This is a genomic window from Arthrobacter bussei (assembly GCF_009377195.2).
GTDB classification, from domain to species: domain Bacteria; phylum Actinomycetota; class Actinomycetes; order Actinomycetales; family Micrococcaceae; genus Arthrobacter_D; species Arthrobacter_D bussei.
In genome coordinates, this window is the sequence record NZ_VJXX01000001.1 from 59,713 (window position 1) to 75,582 (window position 15,870).

16 protein-coding genes and 4 tRNA genes are annotated in these 15,870 nt (G+C 70.3%); 14 read left to right on the forward strand and 6 right to left on the reverse strand.

Annotated features, from left to right (window positions below):
* Positions 1-4: 4 nt before the first annotated feature.
* From FNH21_RS00300 to FNH21_RS00315, 4 genes are all read right to left on the reverse strand, one after another.
* Positions 5-1,588 carry an RsmB/NOP family class I SAM-dependent RNA methyltransferase gene (locus FNH21_RS00300; protein WP_152811511.1) on the reverse strand — a complete coding sequence of 528 codons (1,584 nt, stop codon included), beginning with the start codon at positions 1,586-1,588 and terminating at the stop codon, positions 5-7.
* Positions 1,585-2,568 carry a methionyl-tRNA formyltransferase gene (locus FNH21_RS00305; RefSeq protein ID WP_152811512.1) on the reverse strand — a complete coding sequence of 328 codons (984 nt, stop codon included), beginning with the start codon at positions 2,566-2,568 and terminating at the stop codon, positions 1,585-1,587. The genes FNH21_RS00300 and FNH21_RS00305 overlap by 4 nt, the downstream gene beginning before the upstream one ends.
* Positions 2,565-3,167 (reverse strand): peptide deformylase, encoded by a 603-nt coding sequence (def, locus tag FNH21_RS00310; protein WP_152811513.1) that lies wholly within the window; start codon positions 3,165-3,167, stop codon positions 2,565-2,567. Before def ends, FNH21_RS00305 begins: the two co-directional genes overlap by 4 nt.
* Positions 3,168-3,321: 154 nt before the next feature.
* On the reverse strand, positions 3,322-4,239 hold the full coding sequence (locus FNH21_RS00315) for a cytochrome (RefSeq protein WP_152811514.1): 918 nt from the start codon (positions 4,237-4,239) through the stop codon (positions 3,322-3,324).
* A 217-nt stretch (positions 4,240-4,456) separates the two neighbouring features.
* Here FNH21_RS00315 and FNH21_RS00320 point away from each other — a divergent pair.
* The 5 genes from FNH21_RS00320 to FNH21_RS00340 all read left to right on the forward strand — a co-directional run bounded on the left by FNH21_RS00320 (position 4,457) and on the right by FNH21_RS00340 (position 5,283).
* Positions 4,457-4,530: transfer RNA gene (locus FNH21_RS00320), tRNA-Gly, on the forward strand.
* A gap of 52 nt (positions 4,531-4,582) precedes the next feature.
* A tRNA-Cys gene (locus tag FNH21_RS00325) sits at positions 4,583-4,653 on the forward strand.
* Positions 4,654-4,686: 33 nt separating this feature from the next.
* Positions 4,687-4,758 (forward strand) — tRNA-Val (locus FNH21_RS00330).
* Between the two features lie 29 nt (positions 4,759-4,787).
* Positions 4,788-4,861: transfer RNA gene (locus FNH21_RS00335), tRNA-Gly, on the forward strand.
* Between the two features lie 170 nt (positions 4,862-5,031).
* Complete coding sequence (locus tag FNH21_RS00340) at positions 5,032-5,283, forward strand: Rv0909 family putative TA system antitoxin (RefSeq protein ID WP_191931456.1); 252 nt, start codon at positions 5,032-5,034, stop codon at positions 5,281-5,283.
* Positions 5,284-5,374: 91 nt separating this feature from the next.
* On the opposite strand, the gene zapE is transcribed toward FNH21_RS00340, so the two are convergent.
* Positions 5,375-6,406: a cell division protein ZapE gene (zapE, locus tag FNH21_RS00345; protein WP_191931457.1), complete on the reverse strand. Its 1,032-nt coding sequence runs from the start codon at positions 6,404-6,406 to the stop codon at positions 5,375-5,377.
* A gap of 264 nt (positions 6,407-6,670) precedes the next feature.
* Here zapE and FNH21_RS00350 point away from each other — a divergent pair, with 264 nt between their 5' ends.
* A complete protein-coding gene (locus FNH21_RS00350; RefSeq protein ID WP_152811515.1) occupies positions 6,671-7,597 on the forward strand; it encodes a sulfurtransferase in 927 nt (308 codons plus the stop codon).
* Positions 7,594-8,046: a SufE family protein gene (locus FNH21_RS00355; protein ID WP_055771435.1), complete on the forward strand. Its 453-nt coding sequence runs from the start codon at positions 7,594-7,596 to the stop codon at positions 8,044-8,046. Before FNH21_RS00350 ends, FNH21_RS00355 begins: the two co-directional genes overlap by 4 nt.
* Here FNH21_RS00355 and FNH21_RS00360 read toward each other — a convergent pair.
* Positions 8,030-9,316 carry an alpha/beta hydrolase family protein gene (locus FNH21_RS00360; protein WP_152811516.1) on the reverse strand — a complete coding sequence of 429 codons (1,287 nt, stop codon included), beginning with the start codon at positions 9,314-9,316 and terminating at the stop codon, positions 8,030-8,032. The two genes, FNH21_RS00355 and FNH21_RS00360, sit on opposite strands and share 17 nt — an antisense overlap.
* Positions 9,317-9,436: 120 nt before the next feature.
* Between FNH21_RS00360 and FNH21_RS00365 the strand changes: the two genes are divergently transcribed.
* From FNH21_RS00365 to FNH21_RS00395, 7 genes are all read left to right on the forward strand, one after another.
* A complete protein-coding gene (locus tag FNH21_RS00365; RefSeq protein ID WP_152811517.1) occupies positions 9,437-9,922 on the forward strand; it encodes a hypothetical protein in 486 nt (161 codons plus the stop codon).
* Positions 9,923-9,936: 14 nt separating this feature from the next.
* Positions 9,937-10,362 (forward strand): peptide-methionine (R)-S-oxide reductase MsrB, encoded by a 426-nt coding sequence (gene msrB, locus FNH21_RS00370; RefSeq protein WP_152811518.1) that lies wholly within the window; start codon positions 9,937-9,939, stop codon positions 10,360-10,362.
* Positions 10,363-10,596: 234 nt separating this feature from the next.
* Positions 10,597-11,967, forward strand: a complete 1,371-nt coding sequence (locus tag FNH21_RS00375; protein ID WP_152811519.1) for a DUF6421 family protein — start codon at positions 10,597-10,599, stop codon at positions 11,965-11,967.
* Positions 11,964-12,668 carry an SDR family oxidoreductase gene (locus tag FNH21_RS00380; RefSeq protein ID WP_152811520.1) on the forward strand — a complete coding sequence of 235 codons (705 nt, stop codon included), beginning with the start codon at positions 11,964-11,966 and terminating at the stop codon, positions 12,666-12,668. The genes FNH21_RS00375 and FNH21_RS00380 overlap by 4 nt, the downstream gene beginning before the upstream one ends.
* A 4-nt stretch (positions 12,669-12,672) precedes the next feature.
* Positions 12,673-13,767, forward strand: coding sequence for a threonine aldolase family protein (locus FNH21_RS00385; protein ID WP_152811521.1), 1,095 nt, complete (start codon positions 12,673-12,675; stop codon positions 13,765-13,767).
* A gap of 93 nt (positions 13,768-13,860) precedes the next feature.
* Positions 13,861-14,487 (forward strand): DUF3000 family protein, encoded by a 627-nt coding sequence (locus tag FNH21_RS00390; RefSeq protein WP_191931719.1) that lies wholly within the window; start codon positions 13,861-13,863, stop codon positions 14,485-14,487.
* Positions 14,488-14,550: 63 nt separating this feature from the next.
* On the forward strand, positions 14,551-15,867 hold the full coding sequence (locus FNH21_RS00395; RefSeq protein ID WP_152811522.1) for an HRDC domain-containing protein: 1,317 nt from the start codon (positions 14,551-14,553) through the stop codon (positions 15,865-15,867).
* The last annotated feature ends 3 nt before the right edge of the window (positions 15,868-15,870 follow it).

The following is a 15,870-nucleotide window of genomic DNA, read 5'->3' on the forward strand; positions in this document are numbered from 1 at the left end:
CGGGTCAGGTGGTCTTCCGGATGAGGGCCAGGTACATGGCGTCCGTCCCGTGGACGTGCGGCCAGAGCTGCGCGGTCGGGCCGTGTCCGGCACCGAGCGCTCCCCCGATGCTGACGGCGTCGAGCGCTAATCCCGCGTCGAGCCGCTCGAAGCCGCTGCGCTTGCGCAGGCAGTCGTCGACGACCGCGTCGGTCTCGGCGTGGTGCGGGGAGCACGTGACGTAGGCGACCACACCGCCCGGCGCCACGGCGTCGAGTGCGGATGCGAGGAGTTCCCGCTGCAGCGGCGCGAGGGACACGAGGTCAGACGGCGTCCTGCGCCAGCGCGACTCCGGCCGACGACGCAGGGCACCGAGGCCGGTGCACGGCGCATCGACGAGGACGCGGTCAAAGCTCTCGGGCTGGTCCTTGCCGACACCCCGTCCGTCGGCGACCTGCACCGTCCAGGACTGCTCGGGCAAGGGGCGGAGGGCCTGACGGACCAGCTGCGCGCGGTGCGGGACGGGCTCGACGGCGGTGAGGTGCACGCCCGTGTCCTGACCGATCGCGGCCAGGAGGGCTGATTTGCCGCCCGGCCCTGCACACAGGTCCAGCCAGCGCTCGGGCTCCGTGCCGCCGCGTTCCCCGAGATCCACACCGGCCAGTGCACGGGCGACGAGTTGCGACCCCGAGTCCTGGACCCGGACGGTCCCGGTCGAGATCCCGGGCAGGCGGCTGACGTCGCCGCCCGCGTAGTAGGCGGAGTCCGGCGCCAATCGGCCGGGCTCCGCCCCTTCGGCGAGGGCGTCGTCGAGCGTCGCCAGTCCTGGCAGGGCCACGAGGTGCACCATCGGCGCGGCGTTGTCCGCGGCGAGGAGCGCATCGATCTCCCCGACGTCCCGCCCGTGGGCGACGAGTGCCTGCCGCAGGGCGCGCACGATCCATTCGGGATGGCTGTGGGTGAGGGCCGCGATGGCGGTGCCGTCCGTCAGGCCGTCGGTGATCTCCGCGATCCAGCCGTCGAGGTCGCGCGCCGTCACCTTGCGGAGCACCGCGTTGGCGAGCGACGACGGTCCCGCGCCGATTACCGCGCGCACCAAGCCGACGGTCTGGTCGAGCGCCGCGTGGGCCGGGACCCGCATGGCGAGGATCTGGTGCACCCCGATGCGCAGGGCGTCGAGGATCGCGGGATCGAGCTGGTCGAGTGGACGGTCCACGCAGCGCGCGAGCACCGCGTCGTACGTCCCCTGGCCGCGAAGGGCGCCGTAGGTCAGTTCGGTGGCGAACCCGGCGTCGCGACGATCGAGGCGATGCCTGCGGATGCTCGTCGGCAGCACGAGGTTGGCGTAGGCGTCCTCCGCCGCGACCGCGCGCAGGACCTCGAAGGCCACCAGCCGGGCCGGATCCGCGCGTCTCGTGCGCTGCGACGGCGCCGCCTGGGAGAACTGACGCTCTCCGCCCCGGTTCCGTTCCCTGCCCTGCTCGTTGCGCCGGCCGGCTCCCTGCCCGCCTGCACCCTGCCCACCGGCTGCACCACCGGAGCGCTGGCCCTTGCCCTGCCGGGGGGTTCCTCGTCCCCGGGGTCCGCCTGTTCCTGCGGTCTCGCTCATTCGAACACCAGCTCTCCGCGCGCTGCCGCGCCTCGTGCCCAGTCGAGGGCACCCATCATCTTCTTGCCCGCGGGCTGGACCTGTCCGAGCTGCACGGGCGCGGTGCCGGTACCCACGAGGACGGCGCGCCCCTCGACGCCGACCTCCCCGGGAACCAGTGCACGGGGTCCCGGCTCCCCCTCCGTCAGGGAGGCGCCGTCGGGGCCGGTCGTCCCTGGTGGCCCGGACCGTTCGGCGGCCGGCGTCACGGGCCCCACTTTCACCCGCTGACCCTCGAGCAGGGTCCAGGCTCCCGGTTCGGGCGTGACCGCGTTGATCCGCCGCCGGACCGCGACCGCAGGCTGCGACCAGTCGATGCGTGCGTCGTCGATGGTCAGCTTGGGTGCGAGGGTGGCCTCCCCCGTCTGGGGAGTCGCCGTGACCTGCCCGGTGTCGATGCCCGAGAGGGTCTGGACGAGGAGCACGGCTCCGCTGTGCGAGAGGCGCTCGAGCAGCTCACCGCTGGTCGAGCCAGGATCGAGCGTCTCGGTCATCACGCCGAAGACCGGCCCGGTGTCGAGGCCCTCCTCGAGCAGGAAGGTGGAGGCACCCGTCACGTCGTCGCCGGCGAGGACGGAGTGCTGCACCGGGGCCGCTCCGCGCCAGGCGGGGAGGACCGAGAAGTGGAGATTGATCCAACCGTGGCGCGGGATCCGCAGCCCGGCCGGCGGAACGATGCCGCCGTAGGCGACGATCGCCGCAGCGTCGAGGTCCAGCTCGTCGAGCTCGGCGATGAGCTCCTGAGTGAAGCGGTTCGCCTTGAGGACCGGCAGACCCAGCTCCTCCGCGGCCGCTGCCACGGGGCTGGGCGTCAGGACCTTCCGGCGTCCGAGCGGCGCGTCGACGCGCGTGAGCACACCGGCGACGTCGAACCCTGCGTCCACCAGTGCGCGCAGTGACGGCACCGCCACCTCGGGTGTCCCAGCGAACAGGATCCTCATCGGCTGGTCCCGCCGGAAGGTCCACTCGTCGCTCCCGGCAGGACTCCCCGGGTGAAGCTCGAGCCGAGCGATCGGGCGCGCTCCGCGGCCGTGCGGGTCGTCACCCGGTTGTAGTCGGCGCTGCGGATGGCGCGGAGGGCGTTCTTCCGGTCCTCGCCCGCCAACCGGTCGATATAGAGCCGCCCCCTGAGGTGGTCCGTCTCATGCTGCAGCGCCCGCGCCAGCATGCCGGTACCCTCGACGACGATCTCCTGACCGGTGAGGTCCTTCCCTGTGACCCTGGCCCATTCCGTCCTGTCGACGAAGCTGCCGAGCCCCGGGACCGACAGGCAGCCCTCGACGTCGATCTCGCCCTGCGATGCGCCGGCGACCTCCAGGACGGGGTTGACCACATGGCCCTCGGCGCCGTCCACGCGGTAGGTGAAGACCTGGAGGCCGATGCCGACCTGGGGTGCAGCGAGGCCGGCCCCCTGGACGTCGATCATCGTCTCGGTCATGTCGCCGATCAGGCGCGCGAGCTCGGGACCGAAATCGGTGACCTCGGCGGCCGGTGTGCGGAGGATCGGGTCGCCGATCATGCGGATGCTCAGGACGGCCATCGGTGTTCGGATCCTCGTTTCGGTCGCGCGGCGCTCCCGCCGGACTGTGGGTTCGTGCCCCGCGGGCCACTCCATGGCCGCGAGGCTCCCGTCAATCCTAGTGCCGACCCGGGATCCGGTTGCGGGTACCCACCTTCTGCACCTGCCGCCTGCATCAGGCAGGGACGGCGGGTCCGGTGCTGTCGGTGGTCCCCGTCGAACCCGGGTTCGACGCGGGATGCGAGCCCGTCCGGGCGGGAGGCGGACCGACGGGCAGCAGGGCACGCCCTGCCTCCTCCGCCTCCAGGCCTGCCTCCCACGCCCGCCGCAGCGCGCAGAACCGCAACCAGTGGTTCCTGAGCACTGCCGGGTTGGCACGCATGGCGCGTACCTCGGTCTGCCCGACGGCCACGCCGAGCAGGAGCGGCTGGTCGCCGTGCGCCCACGGGCGCCATTGCCCCTTCTCGGGATCGACCAGCGACTCCTCGGCCTTCATCCCGGCGACCAGCTGCATGACGACCTTGTCGTCGAGTGCCTTCACGAACCCGTCGCGGTCCGTGTTCTTGGTCTTGTAGTCGATCAGGCAGGTGCGTCCGCCGATCGTCGCGACCAGGTCGAGGGTGCCCGCGTAGCCGAGGGCAGCATTCCAGACCGTGATCTCCGGTTCCACCGGCCGCACGTCGTACAGGTCCCACCATTCGTCGAAGCGCTGCGCGAAGCCCTGCTCCCCGTTCTCCTCGAGAGCCAGGCGCGCGGCGTCCAGCGTCTCAGGCCTGCCGAGGGCCCGCAGCGCCACCTGCTCGCAGTAGTGGTGCACCCGGGTACCGCGCAGGGCTGCCACGTCGCGGTACCGTTCGGCCGCCGAGGACGCGTCCCGCACCGTGGTCCGCAGCTCGGCGGGGTTGCCGAGCGCGCCGGGAAGACGCGGATCCTTCGCCAGGGCCGTTGCGGCCATGTGTCCGTACCAGCCGCCGAGGGAGCTGGGCAGCTGGGAGATGACGGTAGTGATGGAGGGTACGGCGGGCTGTTCCGAGGTGGAACGCGCGTACATCCTGCCGTGGGGTGTCGCATGGGCGAGGAGCGGGGCGGTCATGAGCCAAGTCTCTCAGGCACCTCCGACAGGATGGTGCGGCGTCGGACCAGAGCCGCGACGCGGAGAGCGGGCCGCCGACGCGGGCCGGAACGGGGCAGTCGGCGTCCGCCGATTGGACGAACCCCCGAACGTCCTATAGAGTTTTTTCTCGTTGGAAAACGAAGAAACACCGTGAAATGCAGGTCATCGAACGGGTATCTCGGAGTTTTTTTCTTCTGCGGACGTAGCTCAGCTGGCTAGAGCACCACCTTGCCAAGGTGGATGTCGCGGGTTCGAATCCCGTCGTCCGCTCGCAAGTCACTGTGAAGCCGGACCAGTCCGGTGGCCGGAGTCATCCGGTCATGGTGGGGTGGCCGAGAGGCGAGGCAGCGGCCTGCAAAGCCGTATACGCGGGTTCGAATCCCGTCCCCACCTCGGTGCAGTACGAGCAGCACAACCCATGGATTTGGGCGATTGGCGCAGCGGTAGCGCGCTTCCCTGACACGGAAGAGGTCACTGGTTCGATCCCAGTATCGCCCACGACGGCGCCCCCTCGGGGGCGCTTTTTTGCGGACGTAGCTCAGCTGGCTAGAGCACCACCTTGCCAAGGTGGATGTCGCGGGTTCGAATCCCGTCGTCCGCTCTCAGGCCGGTCGTCGGCCGTTGCCCGGTCCTGGCGAGGACCGGGCATTTTTTATGCCCTCCGCGTACCGGTCGCGCTCCCGGCCCTGCTCGGAGGACATCCCCCTGTTCGTGGCCTAGAATTTTCGGAGCGGAGACGGACTGCGTCTCCACGACCGAAAGGAGGTGTCCGTGGGTTTATTGGATGGGCTCAAGGGCAAGGCCGGCACCCTCGCGGGTAAGGCGACCGAACTCATTGGCGATAATTCCGACAAGGTGAAGAACGGCATCGGGAAGGCCGGCGACTTCGTCGACGGCAAGACCCATGGCAAGTACGCGCACCACATCGACGGAGTGCAGACGAAGGCTTCGGAGATGGTCGACAGGATCGACAAGAAGGACGGCAAGGGCGACGTCGGCCCTACCCCTCCGCCGGCCGTGTAGTACCCAGCCTGGCAATAAGGAAGCGCCGGTCCCGCCGAGAGGCGGCACCGGCGCTTCTTGCGTTCCCGGGCGACATCGGGGCGCGTGAGGGCTAGCCTGCGACCTCACTGCCCTGCCGGGCGAGAGCCGTGAGTCGTGAGACCGCGCGGTAGTACTTCTTCATGTAGCCACCGTGCATCATCTCCTCGGTGAAGAGCTGATCGAAGGTCGTCCCGCTCGCCATGATGGGCACGTCGCGGTCGTAGAGACGGTCGGCGAGCACCACGAAGCGCAGGGCGACGGACTGCTCGGTGATGGTCTCCACGCCGTGCCACGCCACGGCATCGACGCCGTCGAGGAGCTGCCGGTAGCGGCTCGGGTGGACGTCCGCGAGGTGAGCGACGAGCTCGGAGAAGTCGTCCTCGGCGAGGACCCCGCCGGCGAAGGAGTCGATCCGGTCGCGGAGCGCTGCATCGTCCATGGCGTCCGGTGCCTGCGGGAGACCGCGGTGGCGGTAGTCCTCGCCGTCGATCCGCGCCACGTCGAACTGGTCCGCGAGGACCTGGATCTCCCGCTGGAAGTCCTCTGCGGCGAACCGGCCGTCACCGAGGGAACCGGGGAGGGTGTTGGACGTCGCGGCCAGCTTGACCCCGGCGTCGGCCAGCTCACGCATCAGCCGGGACATGAGCACGGTGTCGCCGGGATCGTCGAGCTCGAACTCGTCGATGCACACGAGACTGTAGTCGCTGAGGGCCTCGACGGTCTTCCGGAAGGTCAGCGCTCCCACCAGGTTGGTGTACTCGACGAAGGTACCGAAGGACTTCTTGCCGGACGAGGCGTGCCAGAGCGAGGCGAGGAGGTGGGTCTTGCCGACGCCGAACCCGCCGTCGAGGTAGATGCCGGCCCGGGAGGGGGCCTTCCTCGCTCCGAAGAGCTTCCGCAGGCCCGAGGGTGACGGCTCGTCGACCGTGCCGGCGAATTCCCGCAGAGTCGTGACGGCGGCCGCCTGGGAGGGTTGCTGGGGATCGGGGCGGTAGGTGTCGAAGGACACCTCCCCGAACCTCGGCGACGGGTAGAACCCGCCGAGCAACTCATCGACGGAGACCTTCGGTGAACGCTGCGTGAGGTGTTCGATGACTGGCACGGATGCGGACCGCTTTCTCTTTCCGGCTGGCGCGTCCCGTCCGGTACGCGCACGCGACGGCGGTGTGGTCACAGCGCCGCCCCGCTACGCCAGACTACGGCACGGTCCGTGCCGCGGGCGGCCCACTCCGGCGTCGGCGCCGCACCTTGACCTCGCTGTCGACCACTCCCCCACAGCCTCCGGTGACCGGAAGGAATTGCCACCTCGCGTGGTTAGGGTAGGGAGAAGACCAGCACCGTGCACACCGCTATGCGAAAGGCCGCAATGACCCTGGCACCAGACACGCAGGACAAGTTCGCCGAGTACGCCCACCCGGGGCGGCTCGTCTCCACCGACTGGCTCGCCGCTCATCTCGGCGCCGACGGACTCGTCGTCGTCGAGTCCGACGAGGACGTGCTCCTGTACGAGACGGGCCACATCGCCGGTGCCGTGAAGATCGACTGGCACACCGAGCTCAACGACGAGGTCACGCGCGACTACATCGACGGCGCGGGGTTCTCGCGCCTGATGGCCTCCAAGGGCATCGCACGGGACTCCACCGTGGTCATCTACGGTGACAAGAGCAACTGGTGGGCGGCCTACGCCCTCTGGGTCTTCACCCTGTTCGGCCACGAGGACGTCCGCCTGCTGGATGGAGGCCGCGACAAGTGGGTCGCCGAGGGCCGGGACATCACGACGGACAGGCCCGACGTCGTCGCCACCGACTACCCCGTCGTCGGGCGCGACGACTCCTCGATCCGCGCCTATCTGGGTGATGTGCTCGAGCACCTCGGCAAGCCGCTGATCGACGTCCGTTCCGGCGACGAGTACACCGGCGCACGGACCACCATGCCGGCCTACCCCGAGGAGGGTGCCCTTCGTGGCGGCCACATCCCGACGGCGGCCTCCGTCCCGTGGGCGCGTGCGGCAGCCGAGGACGGAACCTTCCGGACGCGGGCGGAACTCGACGCCGTCTACCGTGACGAGGCCGGACTGAAGGACGGCGACGACGTCGTGGCCTACTGCAGGATCGGCGAGCGGTCGAGCCACACGTGGTTCGTCCTCACGCACCTCCTCGGCTTCGAGCGCGTGCGCAACTATGACGGCTCCTGGACCGAGTGGGGCAACGCGGTCCGTGTCCCGATCGTCCGGGGAGCGGAGCCCGGCGAGGTTCCCGCGTCCGTGAACCGCTCCGCGCAGGCTGCGCGATGACCACCGGGACCGTCCCCGCGAAGCTCGCCGAGATCATCGACGACTTCCAGGACCTGACCGAGCCCGACCGCCTGCAGCTGCTGCTCGATTTCTCCCGGGAACTGCCCGCCCTGCCGGAGCGCTACAGCGACCACCCGGAGCTGCTGGAGCAGGTCGTCGAGTGCCAGAGCCCGCTGTTCCTCACGATGGAGATCGGCGAAGCACCGGGGCACCCGGTGCACCTCTTCTTCTCGGCACCGCCCGAGGCTCCCACGACCCGCGGTTTCGCGGGCGTGCTGCTCGAAGGGCTCGACGGACTCCCGGCCGCGGAGGTTCTCGCCGTGCCCGACGACGTCCCGGACCGCCTCGGCCTGACGCGCGCCATCACTCCCCTGCGCATGCGGGGCATGTCCGCCATGCTCGGGCGCATCAAGCGGAAGATCCGGGAGTCCGTCAGGGACGAGGCGTAGGCGCGGGCGGCACCTCCGCCGCAGGTCCCGCGGACCGACCGCCGGGCAGGGTCCTGCCGAAGACGTTGTCGTCCAGCCAGTGCTCGACGACGCTCTCCCACCGTTCCGGCGCGACGTTCCACTCCTTGGTGTGGCGTGCCCGCTGGAAGCGCTCGAGCGTCACGAAGGTCGGGTTCTTCGCAGCGAGTTCCGCCGAGGGCCCGATGGGCACGAACTCGTCGTCCTCGCTGTGCAGCACGAGGGTCGGCAGGGTGAGCTGCTCCGCGCGGGCGATCCAGTCCATGCTCTTGAGATCGAGGGGCGCGGCCAGGCCGGTGATGCGTCGGGCCCGCTGACTGGCCAGCAGGTACTGGCCGAGGCGCCCCACGGGGGCGGGGATCCTGTTGAGCTCGGCGTGGTGGGCGAGCACCTCGATCCAGTTGATGACCGGCCCGTCGAGCACGAGCGCCCTGATGCGCTGCCGGTGGCGCGAGAGATCGGCGGTCTGCAGCACGATCGCGCCGCCCATGGACCAGCCGAACAGCACGACGTCGCGTGCACCGTGGGACACCGCGTAGTCGATCGCGGCATCGACGTCGTGCCACTCGGTCATCCCGAGTCCGTACCTGCCGTCCGGGGCCGAGGGGGCTTCGCCGTCGTTCCGGTAGGACAGCACGAGGCTCGTCATCCCCAGCCGCCGCGCGGGTCGCAGGGCGCGCAGGGCTTCCGCGCGGGAGGCACCCCGACCGTGCACCATCACGGCCCACGTACTGGCGGGGCCCTCGGCCCGGACGAGCCAGGCCGGTGCCGAACCGCCCTCGACCGGGATGAGGACTTCCTCCTCGGCGAAGCCCATCGCGGAGGGGCTGGGATACACGGCGCCGCCCCACCAGCCCCTGGTCGCCGCGGTGAGATCCCCCGCGTAGACCTGCTCCACCACGCGCTCGACGGTGCCCTCCCGGGGCACGTAGGAGCGGATGGCGCCGATGCGCGCGTGCCCCGTGCCCTGGTCGAAGTGGAGGCTGTAGGTCCCCTCGATCGTCGTGTCGTCGTTGGCGGGGAGGATGACGGTCTGCCGACCGGTGGCTCCGACCACCGCGAGGATGTCGAGGTTCTCGATCCGGGCGGGCGAGGGTGTCACGATCTGCCGGGCGAAGTACACGGCCAGTCCGGAGATGGCGCCGGCCGTGGAGGAGGCCAGAGCCACCCCCGCCCCCACCCCGAGCGCGGTCCACCTGAGCCAGGAAGCAGTGGGCCGCTGCTCTGCGACCGGTGACCTCGTCGATGCCATGGTTCCATTTCTACCCTGCCCGGGGCCCGTACTGCGAAGCGCCGCGGTATTCCGGGGCCCGTGGCGGGTTCCGGGGCCCCGGCCGAGCCGAGGCCGTGCCGCCGGCAGTACAGTGGCGCCATGAGCCAAACGATCCTCGTGCTGACCGAGGAAGCCCTGACGCCCGCCGATCTCCTCAACCTGCGGACCCTGCAGGGAAACGACCCCGCGGATCTCGTGGTCCTCATCCCGGAGGACAGGAACGAGTCGGTCCTCGGGGAGTTCTTCCGCCATCTGAGCCTCCTCGAGGTCGGCGAGGCCTTCCGCAGCTTCTCGCCCGACGACCGCCGTCATGATGAAGAGGCGGCACGGACAGCCGTCGAGGAGTCGCTGCGGCTGCTCACCCGCGAGGGCTTCACCGCGCGCGGGCGGACGACCACCGGAAATCCCGTGGACGCGCTGGTCGAGGAGGCCGCCGCCGGCGGTGCGGCCCAGGCGGTGGTGATCACCCGGCCCCACGCGATGGCGGACACCTTCCACACCGACTGGGCCAACAGGGCGCAGGACAAGCTCGGCATCGCCGTGCTGCACCTGTACTCGGGCTCGGGATTTATTGGCGACTCGTAGGCGTTGAAGACGGTATGACGACCGAACGCGAGGCATTCCTGCCTGACATCGACAAGTCCGACGACGAGTGGCGGCAGGAACTGACGCCCGAGGAATTCCAGGTACTGCGCAAGGCGGGTACCGAACGCCCCTACACCGGGGAGTACTACGACTCCACGACGGAGGGCACCTACGCCTGTCGCGCCTGCGGTGCCGAGCTGTTCACCAGCAACGAGAAGTTCGACTCCCACTGCGGGTGGCCGTCCTTCTGGGCACCGCTCGCCGAGGACAAGGTCCGCTACCTCCATGACCGCTCCCTCGGCATGGAGCGCATCGAGGTCCGCTGCGCTCGGTGCGACTCGCACCTCGGCCACCTGTTCAAGGGCGAGGGCTTCGACACTCCCACCGATCAGCGCTTCTGCATCAACTCCATCTCGATGCGGCTCGTCGAAGGCTCCTAGGGCCTGATCGACCCGCTCCGCCCCACGATGAAGGCCGGCCCTCGGGCCGGCTTTCGTCGTCTCCGCGGTCATCCTTCCCCGGGGTGAAGGAGGACTGGTCCTCGGCGGCACCGCGTGACGTTCCAGCCTAAGCAGATCTGGATCTCACCGAGCTGCTCTGTAAGTATTTCTGTTCCCCTTGCTACGCTCGCGGCAGACGTACACCGCCCGGCCCGACCCGAGGAAGCAGGAGCCATGACACTCGCCCCGATCGACAGCACATCCGCCCGGAGCAACCCCCAGGGACACGCGTCCTGGCTCTCCCTGAAGCACGCCGTCGAGGAGCTGCGCCTCCTGCAGGTCAAGGACGGCTCGATCCCGGATTCCGGGCACCACGATGCCGCCGGCGCCCTGACGACCTCCATCATCCAGGCCGTCGAGGACCTCGCGCCTCTCTTCTCCCATGACGCCGAATACCTCGCCCGCACCGTCACGGCCTTCGAGGCCTGGCGGTCCGGGAGGTTCGGTGTCCCCGACTTCCTCGAGCCGCTCCTCGCCTTCCAGCCACAGCTGGACCGTGTCGACGGACTGCAGCACCTCGTCGTGTTCCCCATGTACACGCAGAACGGCAGTACCAACCGGCTGGTCGAGGCCGTGCTGATCGAGGTCCTCTGGCCCGACTTCATCGGCGAGCTCGAAGCCGGCGACTACTCCAACGCCCTGTTCGTGCCGATCCGCTTCCTCGATTTCACCGGGGGGTACAACACCAATTCCGCCGTGCTCTTCCCCGAGACCGTGGCCGTCAGCTCCACGCCGACCTTCACCTGGGGCGCCATCTTCGCCGATCGGGAGGCGGCCCGCTTCCGCCGGGTGGTCCGCGCAGCGGCGGAGATCACGCGCCTGGACCTGCCCCGGGATGCCATCGAGCTGCTCGAGGACCAGACCCTGGCGGAGGAGACCTTCGTCATGTGGGACCTGATCCACGACCGCACCCACATGCGCGGCGACCTGCCTTTCGACCCGTTCATGATCAAGCAGCGGATGCCGTTCTTCCTCTACTCCCTCGAGGAGCTGCGCTGCGACCTGACGGCATTCCGCGAGTCGGTCCGGATCGAGAAGGACGAGGACGCGTCACCCGAGGCTCGGAAGCACGCCCGGCTCGTGCAGTACGCGGTCATCTTCGACCGCATCTTCCGCTTCAGCATCACCGGCAGCCGGGTGCGCAACTACGACGGCCTCGGCGGCCAGCTGCTCTTCGCCTGGATGCACCAGCACCGCGTCCTCCACTGGACCGACACGAAGCTCACCATCGACTGGGACGAGGCCGCCGACGTCGTCGTCGCCCTCGGCGAGCAGATCGAGCAGCTGTACTGGCGTTCGATCGACCGTCCGAAGGTCGCGCACTGGCTCGCCGCCTACGAGCTCGTGTCCGCGACCGTCACCCCCCACCCCGCCTCGGTGTGGGCCAAGGGACCCGACGCGCTCGAACTCATGGGTCCGCCGCGCGGCCTGACCGACGCCGTCCTCGATGACGAGTTCCCCCTGTCGATGTTCTTCGAAGCCCTCGACCGCAAGATGAAGCCGGTCATCGAGTCGACCGCCGGCATCACCGCGGACGCGGCATGACGGGTGCCGGAGCGCGGACGGCCGTCGTCGCGGGCGCCTCGAGCGCCTCCGGCGCGGCCCTCACGCGCGCCCTGCTCGAGGACGGCTTCACCGTCGTGGCGGTGGGATCCGACGCCGGCCGCCTCGCGTCGGCCTTCGACGGGCTCGACGGCGTCGACCGGCGCGTGTGCGACCTGGCGGACGAGTCTGCCGTCTCCGCCCTCGCGGCGGAGGTCCTCGTCCAGCACGGGGGCGCCGACGCGCTCTTCCACCTCGTCGGCGGATGGCGCGGGGGCAGGGGCATCACCACGCAGGGGAGATCCGACTACGACGCCCTGCACCGCTCGGTGTTCGTCACGCTCTTCACCACCAGCCGCGCGTTCTACGACCAACTGGCGGCCCGGGACGGCAGGCTCGCGGCCGTGTCCGCGACCGCCGTCGCAGCACCCACTGCCGGCAACGCCTCCTACGCGGCGGTCAAGGCAGCGGTCGACGCGTGGCTGCAGGCGGTCGCCGACGGGTTCACGAAGGACGGGACGACGGCGGCAGCCACGGCCGTCGTCGTGAAGGCCCTGATGGACGACCGCATGCGGGCGGAGCACCCCGAGCGGACCTTCCCCGGGTACACACATGTCGCGGACCTCGCCCGGATCCTCGCGTCCCTCCCCGGCCGGCCGGCCGCGGAGATCAACGGGGCCCGCATCGACGCCGTTCGGGGATAATGGCATGGTGACCGAGACCCTGATTCCCGCCGCTCCCGCCGCTCCCTCCTCCACTCCGCTGCACGACCGCACGCAGCGCAGCTTCGCCTCCGACAACTACTCCGGTGTGCACCCCGAGGTGCTGGCCGCACTCGCAGCCGCCAACGAGGGGCACCAGGTCGCCTACGGGGACGACCAGTACACCGCGCGTCTGCTGGAGGTGATGGAGCAGCACTTCGGCGAGGGCATCTCCATCTACCCCGTGTTCAACGGCACCGGCGCCAACGTGCTGTCCCTGCAGTCGATCCTGCCGCGCTGGGGTGCCGTGATCTGCCCGCAGACCGCACACATCAACGTCGACGAGAACGCCGCCCCGGAGCGCGTCGGCGGCATCAAGCTCCTGACGGTGCCGACGCCGGACGGCAAGCTGACGCCCGAGCTGATCGACCGCGAGGCATGGGGCTGGGGCGACCAGCACCGTGCGCAGCCGCTCGCCGTCTCCATCACCCAGACCACGGAGCTCGGTACGCTCTACTCGGTCGCCGAGATCAGGGCCATCGCCGACCACTGCCACGCCCGCGGCATGCGCGTCCACATGGACGGGGCACGGCTCGCCAACGCAGCAGCGGCCCTCGGCCAGCCGTTGCGCGCCTTCACGCGCGACGCGGGCGTGGACATCCTCTCCTTCGGGGGCACCAAGAACGGGCTGATGTTCGGCGAGTGCGTCGTGGTCCTCACCCAGGAGGCCTCCACCGGACTCGACTACCTGCGCAAGCTGAACATGCAGCTCGCCTCGAAGATGCGGTTCGTCTCGGCCCAGCTCATCGCCCTGCTCGAGGGGGATCTCTGGCTGCGCTCGGCGTCGCATGCGAACGCCATGGCCGCCCGGCTCACCGAGGGCGTGCGCGCCATCAAGGGTGTCACCCTGACGCAGGAGACCACCGCCAATGCCGTCTTCGCGATCCTGCCGCCCGGTGCAGCGGACCGGATCCGCGAGAGCTTCCGGTTCTACGACTGGGATCAGGCCACGGGCGAGGTGCGCTGGATGTGCTCCTTCGACACCACCGAGGAGGATGTGGACGCCTTCGTCGAGGCGATCCGCCGGGAAGTGTCGAACTGACGGTGCCGTGATCCGGGAGGGCGACACCCCCCGGGCGCGGCGCGCCGCCGGACGTGCACCGGGATCAGGGCGTAGCCTGCGGGGGTGAGTGCAATCGGCGGTGTATCCCATCTTCCTGGGGAATTCCTCGACGCCCTCGCCGGCCTGCGGACGGCGGCCCGGCGCAGCGAGATCAGGCTCGAGGAGATCCCGGCCCCCTCGCGCCTCGCCCCGTTCGCGGTGGCGCTCGGCGCCGAGGTGTTCGAGGCGACACCGGTCGTGCCGCCGCCCCTGCATGGCCCGGCCCGTACCCTGCTGGTGCCGCCCGAGCCGCAGGAGCTGGCCACCGGGCGTTTCATCCTCCTCTACGACCCGCAGGGCTCCGAGGTCTGGAACGGGCGCTTCCGGATCGTCACCTACATCCGGGCGCAGCTCGAACCCGACATGGGCAACGATGCCCTGCTCGGATCCGTCGCCTGGACGTGGCTCGTGGAGGCCCTCGACAACCATGGTGCCCGCCACCACAGCACCGGCGGCACAGCGACCCGGATCCTGTCGGAGAGCTATGGGACGCTCCAGGACCGCCCCGACACGATCGACATCGAGCTGCGGGCCTCCTGGACACCGGAGACCTCCGACGTGCAGCGGCACCTCGAGGCCTGGTCCGAGATGGTCTGCACGTTCGCAGGCCTGCCTCCCCTGCCCGCCGGCGTCGCGCACCTGCCGCACCGCCGTTCCTGACGGGTCACGGACCCGTCCGGTTCCGCCGGGCAGGCGGCCGTGCGGGGATAGACTGAAATCACCATGAGTTCCCACACCTCCGAGCAGACGGACAGCACCGAAGCGTCCGGTCCCGCAGCCACCGAAGCCGACGCGCCGATCGAGCTCCCCCTCCTGACCGAACCGCGTGACGGCGTCCCCCTCGTCGTCGACACCCCGGCCGGACTCGAGCGGGCGGCGGCGGCCCTCGCCGCCGGTACCGGACCGGCAGCGGTCGACGCCGAGAGGGCATCGGGTTTCCGGTACGGGCAGCGCGCGTTCCTGGTGCAGATCAGGCGCGAGGGAGCGGGGACCTGGCTCATCGACCCCGAGCCCTTCGACGACCTGCGGATCATCGACGACGCCCTCGACGGCGTCGAGTGGATCCTGCATGCCGCGAGCCAGGACCTGCCCTGTCTCTCGGAGCTCGGCATGTGGCCCGACCACCTCTTCGACACGGAACTCGCCGCCCGTCTGGCCGGTCTGCCGCGGGTCGGCCTCGCGGCCGTGATCGAGTCCCAGCTCGGCTTCAGCCTGGCGAAGGAGCACTCGGCCGCCGACTGGTCCAAGCGACCGCTGCCCGAACCATGGCTGCGCTACGCGGCGCTCGACGTCGAGGTCCTGACCGAGCTCCGCGACAGGCTCGCCGAGGTGCTGGAACGCGACGGGAAACTGTCCATCGCCGAGCAGGAGTTCGAGCACATCCGGCAGACTCCGCCCGCGGAACCGCGCGTCGATCCGTGGCGCCGGACCTCCGGGCTGCACCAGCTGCGTGACCGCCGGCAGCTGGCGGCCGTCCGGCAGATGTGGCTCGAGCGCGAGGACCTCGCCCGGCGACGCGACGTCGCTCCCGGGCGCCTCATCCCGGATTCCGCCATCATCGCTGCCGCCAAGGCCATGCCGGCGACCGTCCCGCAGCTCCTCGGCACCAAGGGCTTCCACGGGCGGGCGGCCCAGAAAGAAGCACCGCGGTGGCTGAAATGCATCAGCGACGCGCGGAAGCTGACGGACCTGCCGCCGCTGCACATCTCCACGAACGCTCCCCCGCCCCCTCGCATCTGGGCCGAGAAGGACCCGGAGGCAGCCGCCCGGCTGCTGACGGCGCGGCCCCGCGTCGCAGCACGCGCTGAGTCCCTCGGCATGCCGGTGGAGAATCTGCTCACCCCCGACTACCTGCGGCGCATCGCCTGGCGGCCCCCGGCCGAGGTGTCCCTCGAATCGGTCTCCGCGGCCCTGGCGGAACTCGGCGCGCGCCCCTGGCAGATCGAGGAGATCGCCGCGGTCATCACGGTGGCGTTCCTCGACCCCGATCCGCTGCCGGACAAGGGGCGGGCACAGCAGCAGGCCGCTGCCACCGATTGAGCC

What these genes read in the sequence shown, in the direction of transcription:
- FNH21_RS00300 (WP_152811511.1), bottom strand. Translation starts at nt 1,588, where the DNA reads ATGAGCGAGACCGCAGGAACAGGCGGACCCCGGGGACGAGGAACCCCC.
- FNH21_RS00305 (WP_152811512.1), bottom strand. Translation starts at nt 2,568, where the DNA reads ATGAGGATCCTGTTCGCTGGGACACCCGAGGTGGCGGTGCCGTCACTG.
- def (WP_152811513.1), bottom strand. Translation starts at nt 3,167, where the DNA reads ATGGCCGTCCTGAGCATCCGCATGATCGGCGACCCGATCCTCCGCACA.
- FNH21_RS00315 (WP_152811514.1), bottom strand. Translation starts at nt 4,239, where the DNA reads ATGACCGCCCCGCTCCTCGCCCATGCGACACCCCACGGCAGGATGTAC.
- FNH21_RS00350 (WP_152811515.1), top strand. Translation starts at nt 6,671, where the DNA reads ATGACCCTGGCACCAGACACGCAGGACAAGTTCGCCGAGTACGCCCAC.
- FNH21_RS00355 (WP_055771435.1), top strand. Translation starts at nt 7,594, where the DNA reads ATGACCACCGGGACCGTCCCCGCGAAGCTCGCCGAGATCATCGACGAC.
- FNH21_RS00360 (WP_152811516.1), bottom strand. Translation starts at nt 9,316, where the DNA reads ATGGCATCGACGAGGTCACCGGTCGCAGAGCAGCGGCCCACTGCTTCC.
- FNH21_RS00365 (WP_152811517.1), top strand. Translation starts at nt 9,437, where the DNA reads ATGAGCCAAACGATCCTCGTGCTGACCGAGGAAGCCCTGACGCCCGCC.
- msrB (WP_152811518.1), top strand. Translation starts at nt 9,937, where the DNA reads ATGACGACCGAACGCGAGGCATTCCTGCCTGACATCGACAAGTCCGAC.
- FNH21_RS00375 (WP_152811519.1), top strand. Translation starts at nt 10,597, where the DNA reads ATGACACTCGCCCCGATCGACAGCACATCCGCCCGGAGCAACCCCCAG.
- FNH21_RS00380 (WP_152811520.1), top strand. Translation starts at nt 11,964, where the DNA reads ATGACGGGTGCCGGAGCGCGGACGGCCGTCGTCGCGGGCGCCTCGAGC.
- FNH21_RS00385 (WP_152811521.1), top strand. Translation starts at nt 12,673, where the DNA reads ATGGTGACCGAGACCCTGATTCCCGCCGCTCCCGCCGCTCCCTCCTCC.
- FNH21_RS00395 (WP_152811522.1), top strand. Translation starts at nt 14,551, where the DNA reads ATGAGTTCCCACACCTCCGAGCAGACGGACAGCACCGAAGCGTCCGGT.